Origin of the sequence: Mesorhizobium sp. B2-9-1, assembly GCF_006439455.1 — a bacterium.
In the GTDB taxonomy this organism is placed as follows: domain Bacteria; phylum Pseudomonadota; class Alphaproteobacteria; order Rhizobiales; family Rhizobiaceae; genus Mesorhizobium.
The window spans coordinates 483622-500237 of sequence record NZ_VFTP01000002.1 but is presented as its reverse complement, the minus strand read 5'-3'; the positions used below and the strand labels follow the sequence as shown (position 1 = coordinate 500237).

The window sequence follows — 16616 nt, the reverse complement described above, 5'->3', positions numbered from 1 at the left end:
TTGCGATTGGCGGTCACCTCACGCACCGACGGTTTCGTCGGCCGCTGCCTCTTCGGCAGCGAGTTCTTCCTCGGTGATCCAGCCGGCCTGCTTGCGGGCGGCGAGCACCATCTGCTCCGCCTCGGCGCGCGAGACGCCGTGGCTGGCGAGCACGCCCGGATAGACCTTGGTCTCGCCGTCCTTGCGCTCTTTCCAGCCGATCAGATCGTCGGCGGCATAGCCGGCGAAGTCCTCGACCGTCTTCACGCCGTCCTCGCCGAGCGTCACCATCATGGCGGTGGTAATGCCGGGGATGTCGCGCAGCTCGTCCTTGACGCCCAGCGCCTTGCGCTTTTCGTCGTGCTCGGCCTCGATCTTCTCCAGATATTCGCGGGCGCGGGTCTGGATTTCCGAAGCGGTGTCCTCGTCGAAGCCATCGATCGAGGAGATTTCGCCAGAGTCGACATAGGCGACTTCCTCGACGCTGGTGAAGCCTTCGGAGGCAAGCACCTGGCCGACCATCTCGTCGACGTCGAGCGCTTCCATGAAGAGCGCCGAACGCTCGACGAATTCCTTCTGGCGACGCTCGCTTTCTTCCTGCTCGGTCAGGATGTCGATATCCCAGCCGGTGAGCTGCGAGGCAAGGCGCACGTTCTGGCCGCGGCGGCCGATGGCCAGCGACAATTGGTCATCCGGCACCACCACCTCGATGCGCTCGGCGTCCTCGTCCAGCACCACCTTGGCGACCTCGGCCGGCTGCAGCGCGTTGACGATGAAGGACGCGGCCGATGGCGACCACGGAATGATGTCGATCTTCTCGCCCTGCAATTCGCCGACCACCGCCTGGACGCGGCTGCCGCGCATGCCGACGCAGGCGCCGACCGGATCGATCGAGGAATCGCGCGAGATGACGGCGATCTTGGCGCGCGAGCCCGGATCGCGGGCGACCGACTTGATCTCGATGATGCCGTCGTAGATTTCCGGCACTTCCATGGTGAACAGCTTGGCCATGAACTGCGGATGGGTGCGCGACAGGAAGATCTGCGGGCCGCGCTGCTCGCGGCGCACGTCATAGACATAGGCCCGCACGCGGTCGCCATATTTGTAGTTCTCGCGCGGGATCAGCTCGTCGCGACGGATGATCGCCTCGCCTCGGCCGAGATCGACGATGACATTGCCGTACTCGACGCGCTTGACGGTGCCGTTGACGATCTCGCCGATGCGATCCTTGTACTCGTCATACTGGCGATCGCGCTCGGCCTCGCGCACCTTCTGCACGATGACCTGCTTGGCCGACTGGGCGGCGATGCGGCCGAAATCCATGGGCGGCAGCTGCTCGGCGATGAAGTCGCCGATCTGGGCGTCGGGGTTGCGCTCGCGCGCCGTTGAAAGCGCGATCTGCGTCGCATAGTCCTCGACCTTCTCGACCACTTCCATCAGCCGCTGCAGCTTCATCTCACCGGTGTTCGGATTGATGTCGGCGCGGATGTTGGTTTCTTGGCCGTAACGAGAACGCGCTGCCTTCTGGATCGCATCGGCCATGGCGGCGATAACGATCTGCTTGTCGATCGACTTTTCACGCGCGACCGCGTCGGCGATCTGCAGCAGTTCAAGCCTGTTGGCGCTTACAACCATTGTCTTTCTCCCGATTTCGCGCCGGGCATATGGCCCGGCTACTCAATCAACTTTCCTGTTCGGTTTCATTTTCCTCGCCGTCGGCGGCGTCTTCCGCTTCGCCACGGCGCTTCCTGGCTTCCTTGCGCGCCCGGTTGTCCTTCGACAGTGCATCGCGGATGAGATCGTCGGTCAGCACCAGCCGGGCCTCGGCGATCGCGTCATAAGGCACGCGCACCGTCGGCTCTTCGCCATAGGCCGCCTTGTCGCGCTCGATCAGGATGCCATCGGCATCCGCCTCGGCGATCTTGCCCTTGAAGCGTTTGCGGTCGCCGACAAGAACCGAAGTCTCCAGCTTGACCAGATGGCCGGTCCAGGCGGTGAAATCGGACTTGCGCACCAGCGGCCGGTCGATGCCTGGCGAGGAAACTTCCAAATGATACGCTTTTTCGATCGGATCATCGACATCGAGCGCCGGCGACACGGCGCGGCTGACCTCTTCGCAATCCTCGACGGTCATGGTGCCGTCCTCGCGTTCGGCCATGATCTGCAGCGTCAGCCCGTTCTGGCCAGTCAACTGCACCCGCACGAGCCGGAAGCCGATGGCCTTGAGCACCGGCTGCACGATCAGCGCAATGCGCGCATCGATGCCGCTTTCGCGGATGATACGGTCGTCGGCCTCGCTTGCCGCTGCAGTCATCAGATCCCTGTCGCTTTTTGCTTCCGGCCGGGCAGGTAACAAAAAAGAGCGGGACCGGGTGGACCCACTCTTCGTCATACCGACCAAGAATTTGAGGTTGATATAGACGATTGCCGCCGGCGTTTCAAGCCTTCAGGCACAGGCTAGCGGTGGTGTCTACAACTGGCGTGGCCATCGCTGGGCCGCATGCATCACGGTGAGTATCTCGATCTCCTCGCCGATAACACGGTAGGGAATTATGTATGGGACATCAGCGAGGACCAGTTCTCGTGTCTCTTTCACCCGCCCGACCCGCCCCATGGCGGGTTGCTCGGCGAGATTGTCCGCACAGGAAACGATACGGGCAACCACTCGTGCCGCGGCCGTTGGATTGTCCTTTTCGATGAAAGCGCCAATCTGGTCGAGACGACGCACGGCGCGCTGGGTCCAGCGGATCCGCTTCATCGTTCGGACTTAACGTATTTCGCTATGACGCTGGCCAAGTCCTTCTCGCTTGCGAATTCTCCTCGATCGGCTTCGTCAAGGCCGGCCTCGATCTCGGCAAGCTGCCATTCTTCCCTGGCGACATAGTCTTCGATCGCTTGAGCCGCGACGTAGGAACGAGAGCGATCCACCTTTTCGGCCAGTTGGTCCAGCTTGGCCACAGTCTCATCCGGAAGCCGCACGGTGAAGGCGCTCATCATCCTGTCTCCATTCTGGTTCATTGTGAATGTGGTGGAACCAAAGTGGTTCGTCAATTCCGCGTGTCCTGAGGCAGAGCGCGATTCCGGACGCTGGAATTGCTCTAACCGGGCATGGAAGCCGCACGTTACCTATCTCGTCGAATGGCGGTGCCTCGCCTTACCTCCGGGCTTCCACAAGCGATGCTGCAATTGCCGCGATCGAGCGAAACAGGACGAGCGGATCGTCTCTCGTCGGGAGAAATCCCCGGCGCTGCCAGAATTGCGCCGCTTCCGCATCGACCGCGTTGACCATCAGCGCGCGCCCTCCGATCAGTTCGGCCGCCTGAACACAGCGCTGAAGTGCATGCTTCACCAAGGCCGTGCCGATGCCGTGCCCGGCCCATTCGACGTCGGTCGCAAGCTGACCGAGGAGAAGACACGGAACCGGATCGGGCGGTTGTCCCGTACGGATCGAACGAGGCAGGATCGACGGCAAGACGGCCGTCGGCGCCAGGCCGTAATATCCGACCACGCGGCCGGCTTCATGAACAACGAGAACGGCCGTGAAGCCCTTCCCCTGATTGGAAAGCGCGCGGGTTTTCAGCCAGTGATCAAGCGCAGGCTTCCCGCAGGAAAATTTGGACACGTCGTGAAATGCCGCAAGCGGTTCGGGAGCCGATAAGGCCACTGGTCAGCGTTTCGTCGTATAAGCAGCTTCCCAGGGCGCCGACCGCTTTGCCAATTCCACCATGTCGGGAACGGGCGCGGCCGGGGCCGACAAAACCTCCATGAACTCCGCGAACCCTTCCGGGCTCATGCGGACAAGACGGTTGTCCATCAGCACATCCTCGGCCGCGCGCACGGCGGCATCGCGGACGAAATCCGTGCGGGATCGGCCGCGCAGACTGGCGGCACGATCAATCATCGCCACGTCCGCTTCCGGCAGGCGCATAGAGATCGGATGTTCCTTACGTTCGACAGTGGCGGCCATAACGGTCTCCTTACCGGCAATGTAGCGATTTGTAGTGCTAAATGCAATACAAAGACAGGACGGCCTATTTTCGTATGAAGGTCAGGTAAGCAGGCCGCCGCCCTTCGCGGATGGCCTTGGCCTCGTAGCGGGTGCCGGGCCAGCCCTCATAGGGCCGGTGCCAGCCGGCAGCGTCCTCGGCCTGCCATGCGAAGGCGCCGTGATCCCGGCAGGCAAGCAATGTCCAGTTCACATAGCTGTCGATATCGGAGGCGAAGCGGAACCTGCCGCCGGATTTCAGCACCCGGGCAAAGCGGCCGAGATTGGCGGCGCCGACGAAACGCCGCTTCCAGTGCTTCTTCTTCGGCCACGGATCGGGATAAAGCAGGTCGATGCCGTCGAGCGAGCCAGACGGCAGCCAGTCGAGCAGGCGCGTGGCGTCGTCGTCATAGACCCTGAGATTGGCAAGCGGCGCCTTGCCGAGCGCCGTCATCATCTTGGCCATGCCGTTGACGAAGGGCTCGACGCCGATGAAACCGGTTCCCGGCGCTTCCGTCGCGCGATGCAGGAGATGCTCGCCGCCACCGAAACCGATTTCCAGCTGGAGCGCCGAGACCTGTGCCTTGAACAAGGTCCTGAGATCGGCCGGCGCTTGCGCCGTCAGGTCGACCCGGTATTGGCGCAGGCCGCCTTCGAGGGCGATCGCCTGCTGCGGGCGTATAGTCTTGCCGTGCCGGCGACCGAAAAAGCCTTCGGTCGCCCGTCTCGGCCTATCCTTTGCGTCCGCTGGCGTCAGGCGGCAACGGCGTCCTTGAGCGCCTTGGCAAGATCGGTCTTCTCCCAGGAGAAGGAGCCGTCGCGACCGGCCTTGCGGCCGAAATGGCCGTAGGACGAGGTCTTTGCATAGATCGGCTTGTTGAGGTCGAGATGACGGCGAATGCCCGACGGCGACAGGTCCATCACCTTGCGCAGCGCATCCTCGAGCTTCGATTCGTCTACCTTGCCGGTGCCGTGCAGGTCGACATAGACCGACAGCGGCTGGGCGACGCCGATGGCGTAGGAGAGCTGGATGGTGCAGCGGTCGGCAAGCTTGGCCGCAACCACGTTCTTGGCAAGGTAGCGCGCCGCATAGGCGGCCGAACGGTCGACCTTGGTGGTGTCCTTGCCCGAGAAGGCGCCGCCGCCGTGGGGGGCTGCGCCACCATAGGTGTCGACGATGATCTTGCGGCCGGTGAGGCCGGCATCGCCGTCAGGCCCGCCGATGACGAACTTGCCGGTCGGGTTGATGTACCAGTTGCAGTCCTCGGCGATCTTCAAGTCGCCAAGCGCCTCGCGGATATAGGGCTCGACCACCTTGCGGACCTTCTTGGAGTCCCAGTTCGCATCGAGATGCTGGGTGGAGAGCACGATCTGCGTGACTTCCGCCGCCTTGCCGTCGGCATAGCGCACGGTGACCTGGCTCTTGGCGTCCGGGCCGAGCTTGCCGGCGTCGCCATTGCCTTCATGACGCGCCGCTGCCAGCAGTTCGAGAATCTTGTGGCTGTAATAGATCGGCGCCGGCATCAAGTCGGGCGTCTCGCGGCAGGCGTAGCCGAACATGATGCCCTGGTCGCCGGCCCCTTCCTCGCCCTGGCGGTCGGCGGCATTGTCGACGCCCTGGCCGATGTCGGGCGACTGGCCATGCAGCAGCACGTCGATCTTGGCGGTCTTCCAGTGGAAGCCGGACTGCTCGTAACCGATCTCGCGGATCGCCTTGCGGGCAACCGACTTGAACTTGGCCGGGTTGACCACAGGGTGGCCGGACGCATCCTTGAGGACGTTGCCCGCCTTGTCTTTCTTCAAAAGCGTGTCGGGGACGCGGACCTCGCCGGCGATGACGACGCGGTTGGTGGTGGCCAGCGTCTCGCAGGCAACGCGCACCTTCCACGGATCCATGCCCGTCTTCTTGGCTTCGCGATAGACCAGATCGACGATCTCGTCGGAGATACGGTCACAGACTTTGTCGGGATGGCCCTCGGAGACGGATTCCGAGGTGAAGAGATAATTCTGCCGCGTCACGGGTGTCCCCTCTTGAAAAGATCGGCAAGCTGCCGATTTTGGCGCGCCACGTGTTAGCGGTGCCGGGCGCCGCTCGTCAAGCGGCGCGACGGATCTGGCATGAATGTAGGCAAGGTCGGCTATGCCACCGGCGATGCGACATCGCCGGCGGCATTTGACAAATCAATCGGCGTCCTCGGCGGAGAGCGCCTTCACCAGATCGATGATCCTGCGGCGCACCTTGACGTCGCCGATCTTGACGAAAGCCCGGTTGAGCTGGAGCCCTTCGGGACTGCCGCAGAATTCAATGGCGAACGCCATCGAGGAGTCTTCGGCAAATCCCCTGGTGCCGCCGGCGGGCTCCTCGCCCGGGGCATCCTCGAAGAAGAAGGCGACAGGAACGCTCAGGATGGAGGCGATCGCCTGCAGGCGGCTGGCGCCAACCCTGTTTGTGCCCTTCTCGTACTTCTGGATCTGCTGAAAGGTGATGCCGAGATTTTCACCCAGCTTTTCCTGGCTCATTCCAAGCATATTGCGACGCAGCCGGATGCGGCTCCCGACATGGATGTCGATCGGATTCGGCTTCTTCTTGTTCTCTTCTGTCATTTTTTCCTCGCCGAATTTTTCCGGCTTTTTCTATTTGTTCCGCCCATATGAAGCCGGAGCCACCTGCCCCAACAGAACCCTCCAACCGACTTCGAGAAAATTTTAGGCGTTACAGTATGAGTTTCTAATGTGCCGACTGTCAATTCACCCGTAGCCGCTGCCTTACATTCAATGTGAAGGCAATCAGCGCAAACAGCAACATGATCAGCAATCCGTTAATGCGTCGCTGTTCGGCGGACAGAAGGGAGCGCCCGGAAACCGGCACATGCGCGTCGATGGCGCCCCGCGCGTCGACGGCAAGCGCATCGACAATGCGCCCGCGCGAATCAACGACGGCCGATATGCCATTGTTAGCCGCGCGCAACAAAGGCATTCCATTCTCCGCTGCGCGAATCTGGGCCTGCCTGAAGTGCTGATACGGGCCTGGCGTGTCGCCAAACCATGCGTCGTTGGTGACGTTCACAATCAAGTCGGCGGACACAGCGTCAGCAGCAACGAGATCGGGAAAAATCACCTCGTAGCAGATGAACGGAGCGGCACGCAGGCCGCCCGGCACGCCGATCGGATGGCGTTCGTTGCCGGCGGCGAAATTCATCGGCCCGGCAACGAGCTGGCCTATGCCCAAGCGTTCGAACAGGTCGGCGAAGGGCAGATATTCGCCGAAGGGCACCAGATGCACCTTGTCGACGGCATCGACAATCTCGCCCTTGTTGTTGATTGCCACGACGGAATTGTAATAGCGGCTGCCGGCATTGGCCGATCCGCCCTCTTCCCGCACGACGCCGGCTATCAGCATCTGGCCGTCGGCCAGCATGTCGCCCAGCGCCGTCAGCGCGTCCGGACGCTCGGTGAAGAGGAACGGCACCGATGTCTCCGGCCACAGGATAAGCTGCGGCTTGGCATGGCCCTGTTCCGGCGCTTTCCCCGATATCCCCAGCAAAGTCGCGAAGATGCGATCACGCACCGAGGCATCCCACTTCTCGCTGAGATCGACAGCGGGCTGGACGATGCGGACATCGATCGCGCGGCTCGATTCGACCGGTGCCGCAAGCCTGACATAGCCGAAGCCGACATGGGCGGCGACGAGGATGACAAACAAGGCGAGGCCGAGCTTGAGATGGCGGCGCGCGGCGATGAGCGCCGGAAGCGAAAAGACAAAGACCGCGAGCGCATTCATGCCGATCATGCCGGTCACCGATACGCTCTGCATCAGGAGCGGCACCGGCATTGCGGCATAGCCGACGGCATTCCACGGGAAGCCGGTGAAGAGAAAATCGCGCAGCCATTCCGCGAGCCCGAAGCCGAAGGCTAACGCTGCGATACGACCAATGTCGCTGCTCCAGAACAGCCGCGCCACGACCGTGGCGAAACCATAGAAGAAGGCCAGCGCGAAGGGGATGCCGACAACGGCGAAGGGCAAGGCCCAGGCGAACGTATCGGCCTCGACCAGCAATGCCTGACCGATCCACCAGAGACCGGCCAGGAAATAGCCGAAGCCGAACCACCAGCCGGCGGCGAAGGCCGGCCTCAGGCGCCTCAACCAGCCATCCGATGCCTCGCCGGTGGCGCCGTCGAGCAGCCAGACAAGGACCGGGAACGAAACGAAGCAGACGGCAAAGAAATCGTAAGGCGCCTGGGCAAGCACCGCTAGCGCTCCGGCGGCAAACGCCACCAGCGCCCGCCGCCACCCCCACAGCAGAATTATCCGGCCGGCAAAGCGCTGCATCAAGCTTCCCAAGTCGCGCGAATCAGGGAGCTAGAGGTTTAACAGGCTGCGCCGCCCGATCCAAACCCAGATAAGCGCAGCCCGATAGACCGTCGCGCTATAGCGGGAACTAATATCCCGCCATAGCTCTTTGCCTTAGCCGCATTTCTGCCACGCCAAGCGATTCCTCTTGGCTGCAAAATGCTCAACTGTGCCAGCCCTCGATCCGCAGGCCGCTCAGCCGCTCGGCCTCGTCCTTCGGGACAACGCGCACGGTCTGGCTGAACGTCCAGACATGGCCCTCGGGATCGCGGGCGCGGTATTGGCGCTCGCCGTAGAAATGATCCGTCGGTTCCTGAAGAATTTCCGCGCCGGCCGCACGTGCCTTTTCGCAATGAGCGTCGATATCTTGCCGCAGCCGGATATAAACGGCCTGGGTGTTCTTGCCGCCGACCGAGGCCGGGCTGGCGACATGCTCGGCCCATTCGCAATCGACGATGATGTAGCCGTCGCCGAAACGCATTTCGGCATGGACAAGCCGGCCGTCGGCGTCGCTCACCACCATGCTCGGCTCGAAGCCGAAGGCCGCCTGCAGCCAGGTCAACGCGGCGCGCGGATCCTTATAGAAAACGCCTGAGCCGAGAACGGCATGCTTGAATGGATCGTCGACGGGCATGTCGCGACGGTGTCAGGCTTGCTCGGTGCGCGCGGCGCGGCGGCGACGCTCGCCTTTCTGGCTCTGCACGATGCGCACGCGCTTGACGCGGCGCGGGTCGGCGTCGAGCACGTGGAACTCGAAACCTGGGATGGCCTGCACCACTTCGCCGCGAGCGGGGACGCGGCCGAGCGTGTTGAAGATCATGCCGCCGATGGTGTCGACATATTCGCCATGCTCGCCGGCGGCGAAATCCTCGCCGATCATCTTGGCGACCTCGTCGATCTCGGCCTTGCCGTCGACGACGAAGACGCCGTCGCCGGTCTGCGTGATCATCGGCTCGTCGTCGTCATGCTCGTCCTCGATGTCGCCGACCACCATTTCGACGATGTCCTCCAGCGAGGCGAGGCCGTCGGTGCCGCCATACTCGTCGATGACCAGCGCCATCTGCGTGCGGTTCGTCTGCATGCGCCCCATCAGGTCGGAGGCAAGCATCGAGGGCGGCACGAACAGAACCGGGCGGATCAGGCTGAGATCGCCGATGGTGCGCGCAAGGTCGACCTGGGCAAGGTCGAGCGCGGTCGACACCGGCGTCTTCGCTCTGCTGCGGCCCTTCTTGACGCGGGCGAGCTTGGTGATGTGGGCGAGCACGTCGCGGATGTGAACCATGCCGCGCGGATCGTCCAATGTCTCGGAATAGACAGGCATGCGCGAATGGCCGGACTGCTCGAACAGGCCGAGCAGATCGCCAAGCGTCGTGTTGATCTCGACCGCCTCGATGTCGGCTCGCGGCACCATGACGTCCTCGACCCGGACTTCGCGCAGGCGCAGGATGTTGTTGAGCATGGCGCGCTCGCCAGGCGAGAAGGCGCCGGCATCGGTTGCCGTTTCGGCAAGCGCGCCGGCGATCTCCTCGCGCAGGCTGGTGCCGTTGCGGTGCCGGAACAAGCCAAGCACGCGATCGAACAGGGAAGGACCGGCATGCTGCGGCTCGGCGGCCGCGCTGCCGGTCGGAATACTCGGACTGGAGCCCTCTTCCGTCTTTTCGGAAGACTTGGCAGCACTGCCGGCGTCCGGACGGGCGGCAGTTTCTGGTGTGTCGTTCATCGCCATCGGGTCAATTGAGCTTTTTTGTTACGCGTAGGGATCGGGAATGGCAAGCCTCGCAAGCGCCGCGCGCTCGATCGCTTCCATCTCCTCGGCCTCGGCGTCGGTCTCATGATCATGGCCCAAAAGATGCAGCAGGCCATGGATAACAAGATGGGTGATATGGTTCGCAACCGGCTTGTCTTCCAGTGCCGCCTCGCGAGACACCGTCTCGGAAGCCAGCACAATATCGCCCAGCATCGGCGGCAGCTTGCCGCCTTTCGGGAACGAAAAAGCCGGAAAAGACAAGACGTTGGTGGGCTTGTCCTTGCCGCGCCATTCGGCATTGAGCGCCTGGATATGGGCATCGTCGGAAAAAACGACGCTGAGCTCGGAAGCGCCGCCCGCGCCGATCTCGGCAAAAGCAGCCGCAACGGCGCGCTCGACCAGACGCGTCAACTCGGCTTCCGCGGGCCAAGCGCCGGCCTCGACGAAAATATCGATATCGACCGGCGTTCCGGCAGAGGATTTGTTGTCTGCAGCCATGCGGCCTTTGATCAGCTTTCGGCGCCGAGGCCTCGCGCCAGCTTGCCGTCGCGGTCATAGGCCTTGACGATCTCGGCGACCAGCGGGTGGCGCACCACGTCGCCTTCGTTGAAGCGGACCGTGACGATGCCCGGCACGCCGTCGAGGATGCGCAGCGCCTCGACCAGGCCCGACTTGGTGTTGGGCGGCAGGTCGATCTGGGTCGGATCGCCGGTGACGATCATGCGCGAGTTCTCGCCGAGACGGGTCAGGAACATCTTCATCTGCATCGGCGTGGTGTTCTGCGCCTCGTCGAGGATCACCGCCGCATGCGCCAGCGTGCGGCCGCGCATGAAGGCCAAGGGCGCGATCTCGATGACCTCGGCCGCGATCGCCCGCTCGACCTTGTCGGCCGGCATCATGTCGTAGAGCGCGTCGTAGAGGGGTCTGAGATAGGGGTCGACCTTCTCCTTCATGTCGCCGGGCAGGAAGCCCAGCCGCTCGCCGGCCTCGACGGCCGGACGCGACAGCACGATGCGCTCAACCATCCCGCGTTCGAGCAGCATGGCCGCATGCGCCACCGCCAGGTAGGTCTTGCCGGTGCCGGCCGGGCCGATGCCGAAGACCATTTCCGAGCGCTCCAGCGCCCGCATATAGGCGTCCTGCGTCAGCGAACGGGCATAGATCGTCTTCTTGCGCGTCGCGATCTGGGCGGCCGAAACCTTGCCCTTGCGCTCCAAGGTGGGCAGCGTCAGCTGGTCGTCGGCGGCAATCGCCATGCGCACGGCGCCGTCGACATCCGACTGGCCGATGTCGACGCCCTTCTGCAGGATGCCGTAGAGCGTATCCAGCGCCCGGCGCGCCTGTTCGGCGGCCGAAGCCGAGCCTTTGATCGCAAGCTGGTTGCCGCGCGAACGGATATCCACGCCGAGCTTCTGCTCGAGCCGGGCCAAATTCTCGTCGAACTGACCGTAAAGGGCGCTGGCAAGCTTATTGTTGTCGAAGGTCAGTACGATGTGCGCCATGTCGGAAGCCCCGGACGCCTGGTTCGGGGGCGGATTCTTCAGTTCAGCAGCGCTCAACCGTCTCTCCTCATCTGCCGAGGCCCGTCAGGCCAGTTCGGCGAACAGGCTATTGTAGCCGGTCCTTGTGATTCGTACTTCGATAATGTCACCGATTCCGCCGGCCTTGTCGTCAACAATAACGGGCTGCAGCCAAGGCGAACGGCCAACTTTCTGGCCGGCCTGCCGGCCAGGCTTCTCGATCAGCGTGCCGATGGTCCTGCCGACCAGGCTCAAGCCGAAATCCTGCTGCTGCCTGAGAAGCAGAGCCTGCAGAGCCTGCAGACGCTCGTCCTTCACCGCTTCCGAGACATGGCCATCCATTTCGGCGCCCGGTGTGCCGGGGCGAGGCGAATATTTGAACGAGAAAGCCGAGGCATAATTCACCTCGCGCACCAATTTCAGTGTCGCTTCGAAATCCTCATCCGTCTCGCCGGGGAAGCCGACGATGAAGTCGCCGGACATGGCGATATCGGCGCGGGCGGCGCGAATGCGCTCGATGAGCGCCAGATAGTCGCGCGCCGTATGGCGCCGGTTCATCGCCTTCAAAATCCGGTCGGAGCCCGACTGTACCGGCAGATGCAGATAGGGCATCAGCGCCGGCAGGTCACGATGCGCGGCGATCAATTCGTCGTCCATGTCGCGCGGATGGCTGGTGGTGTAGCGCAGCCGCGCCAGGCCGGGTATTTCCGCCAGACGAAACAGCAGACGGCCGAGGCCCCATTCCTCGCCATTTTCGCCGATGCCGTGCCAGGCATTGACGTTCTGGCCGAGCAGCGTCACCTCGCGCACGCCGGCCTCGGCCAGGCGCTCGGCCTCGGCGACGATCTGCGCCACCGGGCGCGAAACCTCGGAGCCGCGCGTGTAAGGCACCACGCAGAAGGTGCAGAACTTGTCGCAACCTTCCTGCACCGTCAGGAAAGCGGTGACGCCGCGCCTGGCAAGCTCGGCGCGCTTCGGCTGCGGCAGATGCTCGAACTTGTCCTCGACGGCGTATTCGGTCTCGACGATCTTTTCGCCGCCACGGACCCTCGCCAGGACGTCAGGCAGCCGGTGATAGGTCTGCGGGCCGATGACCAGATCGACCGCTGGCGAGCGGCGGATAATCTCGGCGCCCTCGGCTTGCGCCACGCAGCCGGCGACGCCGATCAGCAATTCGCGGCCGGCCTCGGCGCGTTCGGCCTTCATGTCGCGAATGCGGCCAAGCTCGGAATAGACCTTTTCCGCCGCCTTTTCGCGGATATGGCAAGTGTTGAGCAGCACGAGATCCGCATCTTCGACGGCGTCGGTGGCTACATAGCCGTCGGCCGCCAGCGCATCGGTCATCCGCTGGGAATCGTAGACATTCATCTGGCAGCCATAGGTCTTGACGAAGACCTTTTTCGCCGTCGGGTCCGTGCCGGCCGAGTGCTCGGCGGCAGCGCCGATGCCGTGGCTTTCAATCGTGTTCAATTCCATCGGGCGGCTTCTAGCGCCTTTCCGTGACAAAAAACAGACGAATCTGCCTTGAAGCAGGTCGTCCCGACAGGACGGGCTTCAGGTCTTTTTTATTTATGTATGTCGTTATCCCAAAACCGCTACGCACTTTGGGCGAAATGCATCGGCTACCGGCTCTTGGCCGGGTCGGCGAGGACGGCCTGCATCATCTCGCGCACCCTGGTTTCCATCAGCCGTGCCGTTTCCTTGCGGTTCGAGCCCTTGGAGAACGGCACAGGCTCGCCGAAATGCACCTCGGCATCGATCGCGCCTTCGGCAAGCAGGGTTTTCAGGTGCGGCATCAAATCCTGGTCGCCGATCCAGGCGGACATCGGCCGATGGCGGCGACCCATCGGCATGCCATGCAGGCGGGTATAGGCGATCGCCACGGGCTGGATGAAGACCTGTTCCGCCGCACCTTCCGAAATCGCCATCGAGGCGGCGCCGAAGAGGGTGCTCTTGAACGGCAGCACAAGGTTGCCGTCACCGGTCGAACCTTCGGCGAACAGCACCATGGCATCGCCCTTGGCCATGCGCCTGGCGATCTCGCTCGCCTGGTCGCCGGAGGTGCGCTTGCGCTCGCGCTCGATGTAGACGGTGCGCTGCAGCTTGGACAGCATGCCGATCATCGGCCAACCTTCCACGTCGGCCCTGGCGATGAACTTCACATCGACAAAGGAGCCGAGCACCATGATGTCGGTCCAGGAAATGTGGTTGGCCGCCACCAGCACTGGACGTTCCCTGGCAAGCGCACCTTTCACATGCACCCGCATGCCCAGCGCCTTGAGGATCATGCCGTGCCAGATCTTCAGGATGAACGTTTCGGGCCACAGCCCCGTCTTCATCGACAGAATCTGCAGCGGCACCAGCACCAGCGAACAGACGACGATATAGAAGAGCGCCAGGAAAATCCGCAATTTCTTGATCATTCGCTCCGGCCCCAACATTACAGCGCCGCGCGCCTTAGGGCGCGCAAAGGACGCTGTAACACTCCCGCTTGGCGCATGATCCTTTCCGAAAATCAGAGCCGATTTTCGGGGTCATGCGCGACTGTGGCTAGCGAAGATCGCGGCGCATGACAAGCGCGCCGGTCGGACCGTGCTCGGTCGAGCGATAGTAGTTGGGCCGATGACCGACCTGGATGAAGCCAAGCCTGCGATAAAGCGCGATCGCCGGCGCATTGGTCTCGTCGACCTCGAGGAAGAGCGCTTCGGCGCGCTGCGCATGAAGCTCGCGCAGCACCGCATCCATCAATTGCCAGCCAAGGCCCTGTCGGCGATGCGTGCGGGCGACGGCCACGGTCAGGATCTCGCCCTCGCCGGCCGCGAGCCGCGCCAGCACGAAACCCACCGGCGGCTTGGCGCCCTGGCCGGTTTCGCGCGCGGCGTAGCCGAACACCGTATCCTGCTCGAGCAGTGCTGCGAACTCGCCGTCGGTCCAGGGCCGCACGAAATCCTCTCGATGCAGCTCCGAGACGGCGGCGCTGTCGGCAACCGTCAGCGGCTCCAGCGCATAGTCCCTGCGGCGCGGCTGAAAGAACGGGATGCGCATCAGGCGTCGCTTCCTTTTGGACCACGACCTTTCCCCAAAACCGCCTCCTGCTTCTTGGAATCACGGTCTCCCTTTGGACCATTGTCCTGTCTTGGAAGAATGAAGCCCGCCTGCGGCTTGGCGTCGGCGCCGCGCAGATAGAGCGGCTTGGGTTTTTCGCCCGGCCCTCTGGCCGAGGCCAGCCTGGCATAGGTTGCGATGTCGGCGGTGGCGGCAACCGGGCCGGTGTCGAAGGCCCGTCCCGCCGCCGCAGCAATCTGCGGCGCGGCGGTGCCGACAAGGACGGCATCGGCGCCGTTGGCCATGGTCGCCGCCCCGGAAAGCGTGATTACGGAAGGTCCGTAAGTTTCAGCTAACGCTTTATCATAGAGCGCCGCGTGGATTTCCTCGCGGCCGGCATCGAGCACGGCAAGCACCGCGCGCCCGGGAAAAGTTTTCGCACCCTCCGCCGCCAGGGCTTCCAGCGTCGTCACGCCGATCGCCGGGATTTTCAACGCCAGCGCCAGGCCGCGCGCGGTCGAGACGCCGACGCGCAGGCCGGTGAACGAGCCGGGTCCGATCGAGACGGCGACGGCGTTGAGGTCAGGGTAGCCGATGCCGCCCGCTTTCAAGGCAGTCTCGATGACGGCCATCAGATGCTCGGCATGCCCCTTGCCTAGGTCGCGCACTTCGCGGCCAAGCTCCTTCCCCGCGCCCGCGTCATAGACGCAGGCGGCGCAGAGATTGGCGGCGCAGTCGATGGCAAGCAGCTTCATACGGGCAGCTTCATAGGCCGGTTAACGAACTGGATCGAAACACAATTCCCTCTGCCCGGCATAGCCCGCCGCCGCAAGGGCCAGAGCGGAGAAATGTTAAGCGGCTTCGCTTCCACGCGCGGCGATCACGCCGTCGCGACAATGCGCAGCATGTGGTTGTCCCAGACATAGTCCGGCTCGGAACGGGTGGCGCCGACGCCGACGACGATCTCGCCGGCGCCCGTCGTCGCCATGAAGCCGGCGCCGTCGGGCGCGACGCCGCAGACCTCGACCAGCGATTTGGTCGCGATCACGCGTCCGCTGGCGGCATCGATGACCGCCAGCGAATTGCCCTCCGGCGAGGTGACGGCGACTGTGCCCGTCGCGGCATTGGCGGCGACCGAGCCGATATAATTGCGGAAGCGCGAGAGCACGTCCTGCGGCATCTCCAGGAGCTCGAGCTCCTTGCCGCGTGCGGCGCGGCCGACCAATGTCGGACGGTCGGTCGCCGGCCCGCGATATTGGCAGCCGAACCAGACGGTGCCCGCCTGGTCGCGATCCATGTGGCGGATCGAAAGCTGATGCAGCGCCGGCGGCAATTCGTGCTTTTCGATGAGGTCGCCGGTGATCCGGTCGACCAGCGTGTAGGACGGCTTCATCGTCGCGATGTTGAGCTCGGCGCGGCCGTAGTCGGGATGGGTTTCGATGCCGCCATTGGCGACGGCTAAGGTGCGGCCATCGCCAAGCAGGAGCAGTTCATGCGGGCCCATGCCATAGGTCGGGAACTCGCCGACGCGATTGAATCTCGCCCGTGCGTCATAGACACCCACGACACCTGCCGCGTTGTCGAAATCGTTCTCCGTAGCATAGAGCAGAGCGCCGTCGGGCGAGAACACGCCATGGCCGAAGAAATGCCGGCCGGCGATGCTGGCGATGGTCAACGGCTTGTCGCCGCCGGCATGGTCGAAGACCACGGCAAAGGTGCCGGGCTGGCGGGCGAAGACCACCGAGCGCTTCGACACCGGATCGAAAGTGACGTCGTGGCCGCGGTCGGGCAGATCGATCGTGTGCAGGATTTTCCCCGACTCGGAGAGCACGGCGGCGCCGAAGCTGCCGTCGCGCTTGACAAACGCCGTGGCAAACACCGCGTCCGCGGCAAGCGTGTCGGCCCAGGCGCGCGGGGCCATGGCGGCGGCGAAGCCGACGCCCGCGGCGCGCAGGAAATCGCGGCGGTCGATGAGGGCGGTACTCACGG

General features: G+C 63.7%; 19 protein-coding genes. All 19 read right to left on the bottom strand.

From position 1 onward, the window contains the following. Positions 1–18: 18 nt before the first annotated feature. A complete protein-coding gene (gene nusA, locus FJW05_RS06610; RefSeq protein WP_095765964.1) occupies positions 19–1614 on the bottom strand; it encodes a transcription termination factor NusA in 1596 nt (531 codons plus the stop codon). A gap of 46 nt (positions 1615–1660) precedes the next feature. Beyond that, positions 1661–2293, bottom strand: a complete 633-nt coding sequence (gene rimP, locus FJW05_RS06605) for a ribosome maturation factor RimP (protein ID WP_140629422.1) — start codon at positions 2291–2293, stop codon at positions 1661–1663. A 156-nt stretch (positions 2294–2449) separates the two neighbouring features. Further along, positions 2450–2737, bottom strand: coding sequence for a type II toxin-antitoxin system RelE/ParE family toxin (locus tag FJW05_RS06600; RefSeq protein ID WP_140629420.1), 288 nt, complete (start codon positions 2735–2737; stop codon positions 2450–2452). Next, on the bottom strand, positions 2734–2976 hold the full coding sequence (locus FJW05_RS06595) for a CopG family ribbon-helix-helix protein (protein WP_181164859.1): 243 nt from the start codon (positions 2974–2976) through the stop codon (positions 2734–2736). Before FJW05_RS06595 ends, FJW05_RS06600 begins: the two co-directional genes overlap by 4 nt. A 157-nt stretch (positions 2977–3133) precedes the next feature. Continuing rightward, entirely contained in the window at positions 3134–3643 is a 510-nt protein-coding gene (locus FJW05_RS06590; protein ID WP_140629414.1) for a GNAT family N-acetyltransferase, read from the bottom strand. 3 nt (positions 3644–3646) lie between these two features. Beyond that, entirely contained in the window at positions 3647–3946 is a 300-nt protein-coding gene (locus FJW05_RS06585; protein ID WP_140629411.1) for a DUF1778 domain-containing protein, read from the bottom strand. A gap of 64 nt (positions 3947–4010) precedes the next feature. Further along, a complete protein-coding gene (locus tag FJW05_RS06580) occupies positions 4011–4721 on the bottom strand; it encodes a tRNA (guanosine(46)-N(7))-methyltransferase TrmB (RefSeq protein WP_140629409.1) in 711 nt (236 codons plus the stop codon). After that, entirely contained in the window at positions 4718–5983 is a 1266-nt protein-coding gene (gene metK / locus FJW05_RS06575) for a methionine adenosyltransferase (protein WP_140545194.1), read from the bottom strand. The genes FJW05_RS06580 and metK overlap by 4 nt, the downstream gene beginning before the upstream one ends. A 162-nt stretch (positions 5984–6145) precedes the next feature. After that, positions 6146–6568, bottom strand: coding sequence for a helix-turn-helix transcriptional regulator (locus FJW05_RS06570; RefSeq protein WP_140545192.1), 423 nt, complete (start codon positions 6566–6568; stop codon positions 6146–6148). Positions 6569–6707: 139 nt separating this feature from the next. Continuing rightward, positions 6708–8294 carry an apolipoprotein N-acyltransferase gene (gene lnt, locus FJW05_RS06565; protein WP_140629405.1) on the bottom strand — a complete coding sequence of 529 codons (1587 nt, stop codon included), beginning with the start codon at positions 8292–8294 and terminating at the stop codon, positions 6708–6710. Positions 8295–8478: 184 nt separating this feature from the next. Next, positions 8479–8949, bottom strand: coding sequence for a VOC family protein (locus FJW05_RS06560; RefSeq protein WP_140629403.1), 471 nt, complete (start codon positions 8947–8949; stop codon positions 8479–8481). A gap of 12 nt (positions 8950–8961) precedes the next feature. Beyond that, the gene (locus FJW05_RS06555; RefSeq protein WP_140629401.1) at positions 8962–10035 is read right to left on the bottom strand and encodes a hemolysin family protein; all 1074 of its coding nucleotides are present in this window, start codon (positions 10033–10035) and stop codon (positions 8962–8964) included. A 27-nt stretch (positions 10036–10062) separates the two neighbouring features. Beyond that, a complete protein-coding gene (ybeY, locus tag FJW05_RS06550; RefSeq protein WP_140629398.1) occupies positions 10063–10560 on the bottom strand; it encodes an rRNA maturation RNase YbeY in 498 nt (165 codons plus the stop codon). A gap of 11 nt (positions 10561–10571) precedes the next feature. Next, positions 10572–11621 carry a PhoH family protein gene (locus tag FJW05_RS06545; protein WP_140545180.1) on the bottom strand — a complete coding sequence of 350 codons (1050 nt, stop codon included), beginning with the start codon at positions 11619–11621 and terminating at the stop codon, positions 10572–10574. Positions 11622–11648: 27 nt separating this feature from the next. Then, on the bottom strand, positions 11649–13058 hold the full coding sequence (miaB, locus tag FJW05_RS06540) for a tRNA (N6-isopentenyl adenosine(37)-C2)-methylthiotransferase MiaB (protein ID WP_140629396.1): 1410 nt from the start codon (positions 13056–13058) through the stop codon (positions 11649–11651). Positions 13059–13204: 146 nt separating this feature from the next. Beyond that, the gene (locus FJW05_RS06535) at positions 13205–14005 is read right to left on the bottom strand and encodes a lysophospholipid acyltransferase family protein (RefSeq protein ID WP_140629394.1); all 801 of its coding nucleotides are present in this window, start codon (positions 14003–14005) and stop codon (positions 13205–13207) included. Between the two features lie 127 nt (positions 14006–14132). Then, positions 14133–14627, bottom strand: coding sequence for a ribosomal protein S18-alanine N-acetyltransferase (rimI, locus tag FJW05_RS06530; RefSeq protein ID WP_140629391.1), 495 nt, complete (start codon positions 14625–14627; stop codon positions 14133–14135). Next, positions 14627–15382, bottom strand: a complete 756-nt coding sequence (gene tsaB / locus FJW05_RS06525) for a tRNA (adenosine(37)-N6)-threonylcarbamoyltransferase complex dimerization subunit type 1 TsaB (RefSeq protein ID WP_140629389.1) — start codon at positions 15380–15382, stop codon at positions 14627–14629. Before tsaB ends, rimI begins: the two co-directional genes overlap by 1 nt. A gap of 125 nt (positions 15383–15507) precedes the next feature. After that, the gene (locus FJW05_RS06520) at positions 15508–16614 is read right to left on the bottom strand and encodes a DUF1513 domain-containing protein (RefSeq protein ID WP_140629386.1); all 1107 of its coding nucleotides are present in this window, start codon (positions 16612–16614) and stop codon (positions 15508–15510) included. Between the last annotated feature and the right edge of the window lie 2 nt (positions 16615–16616).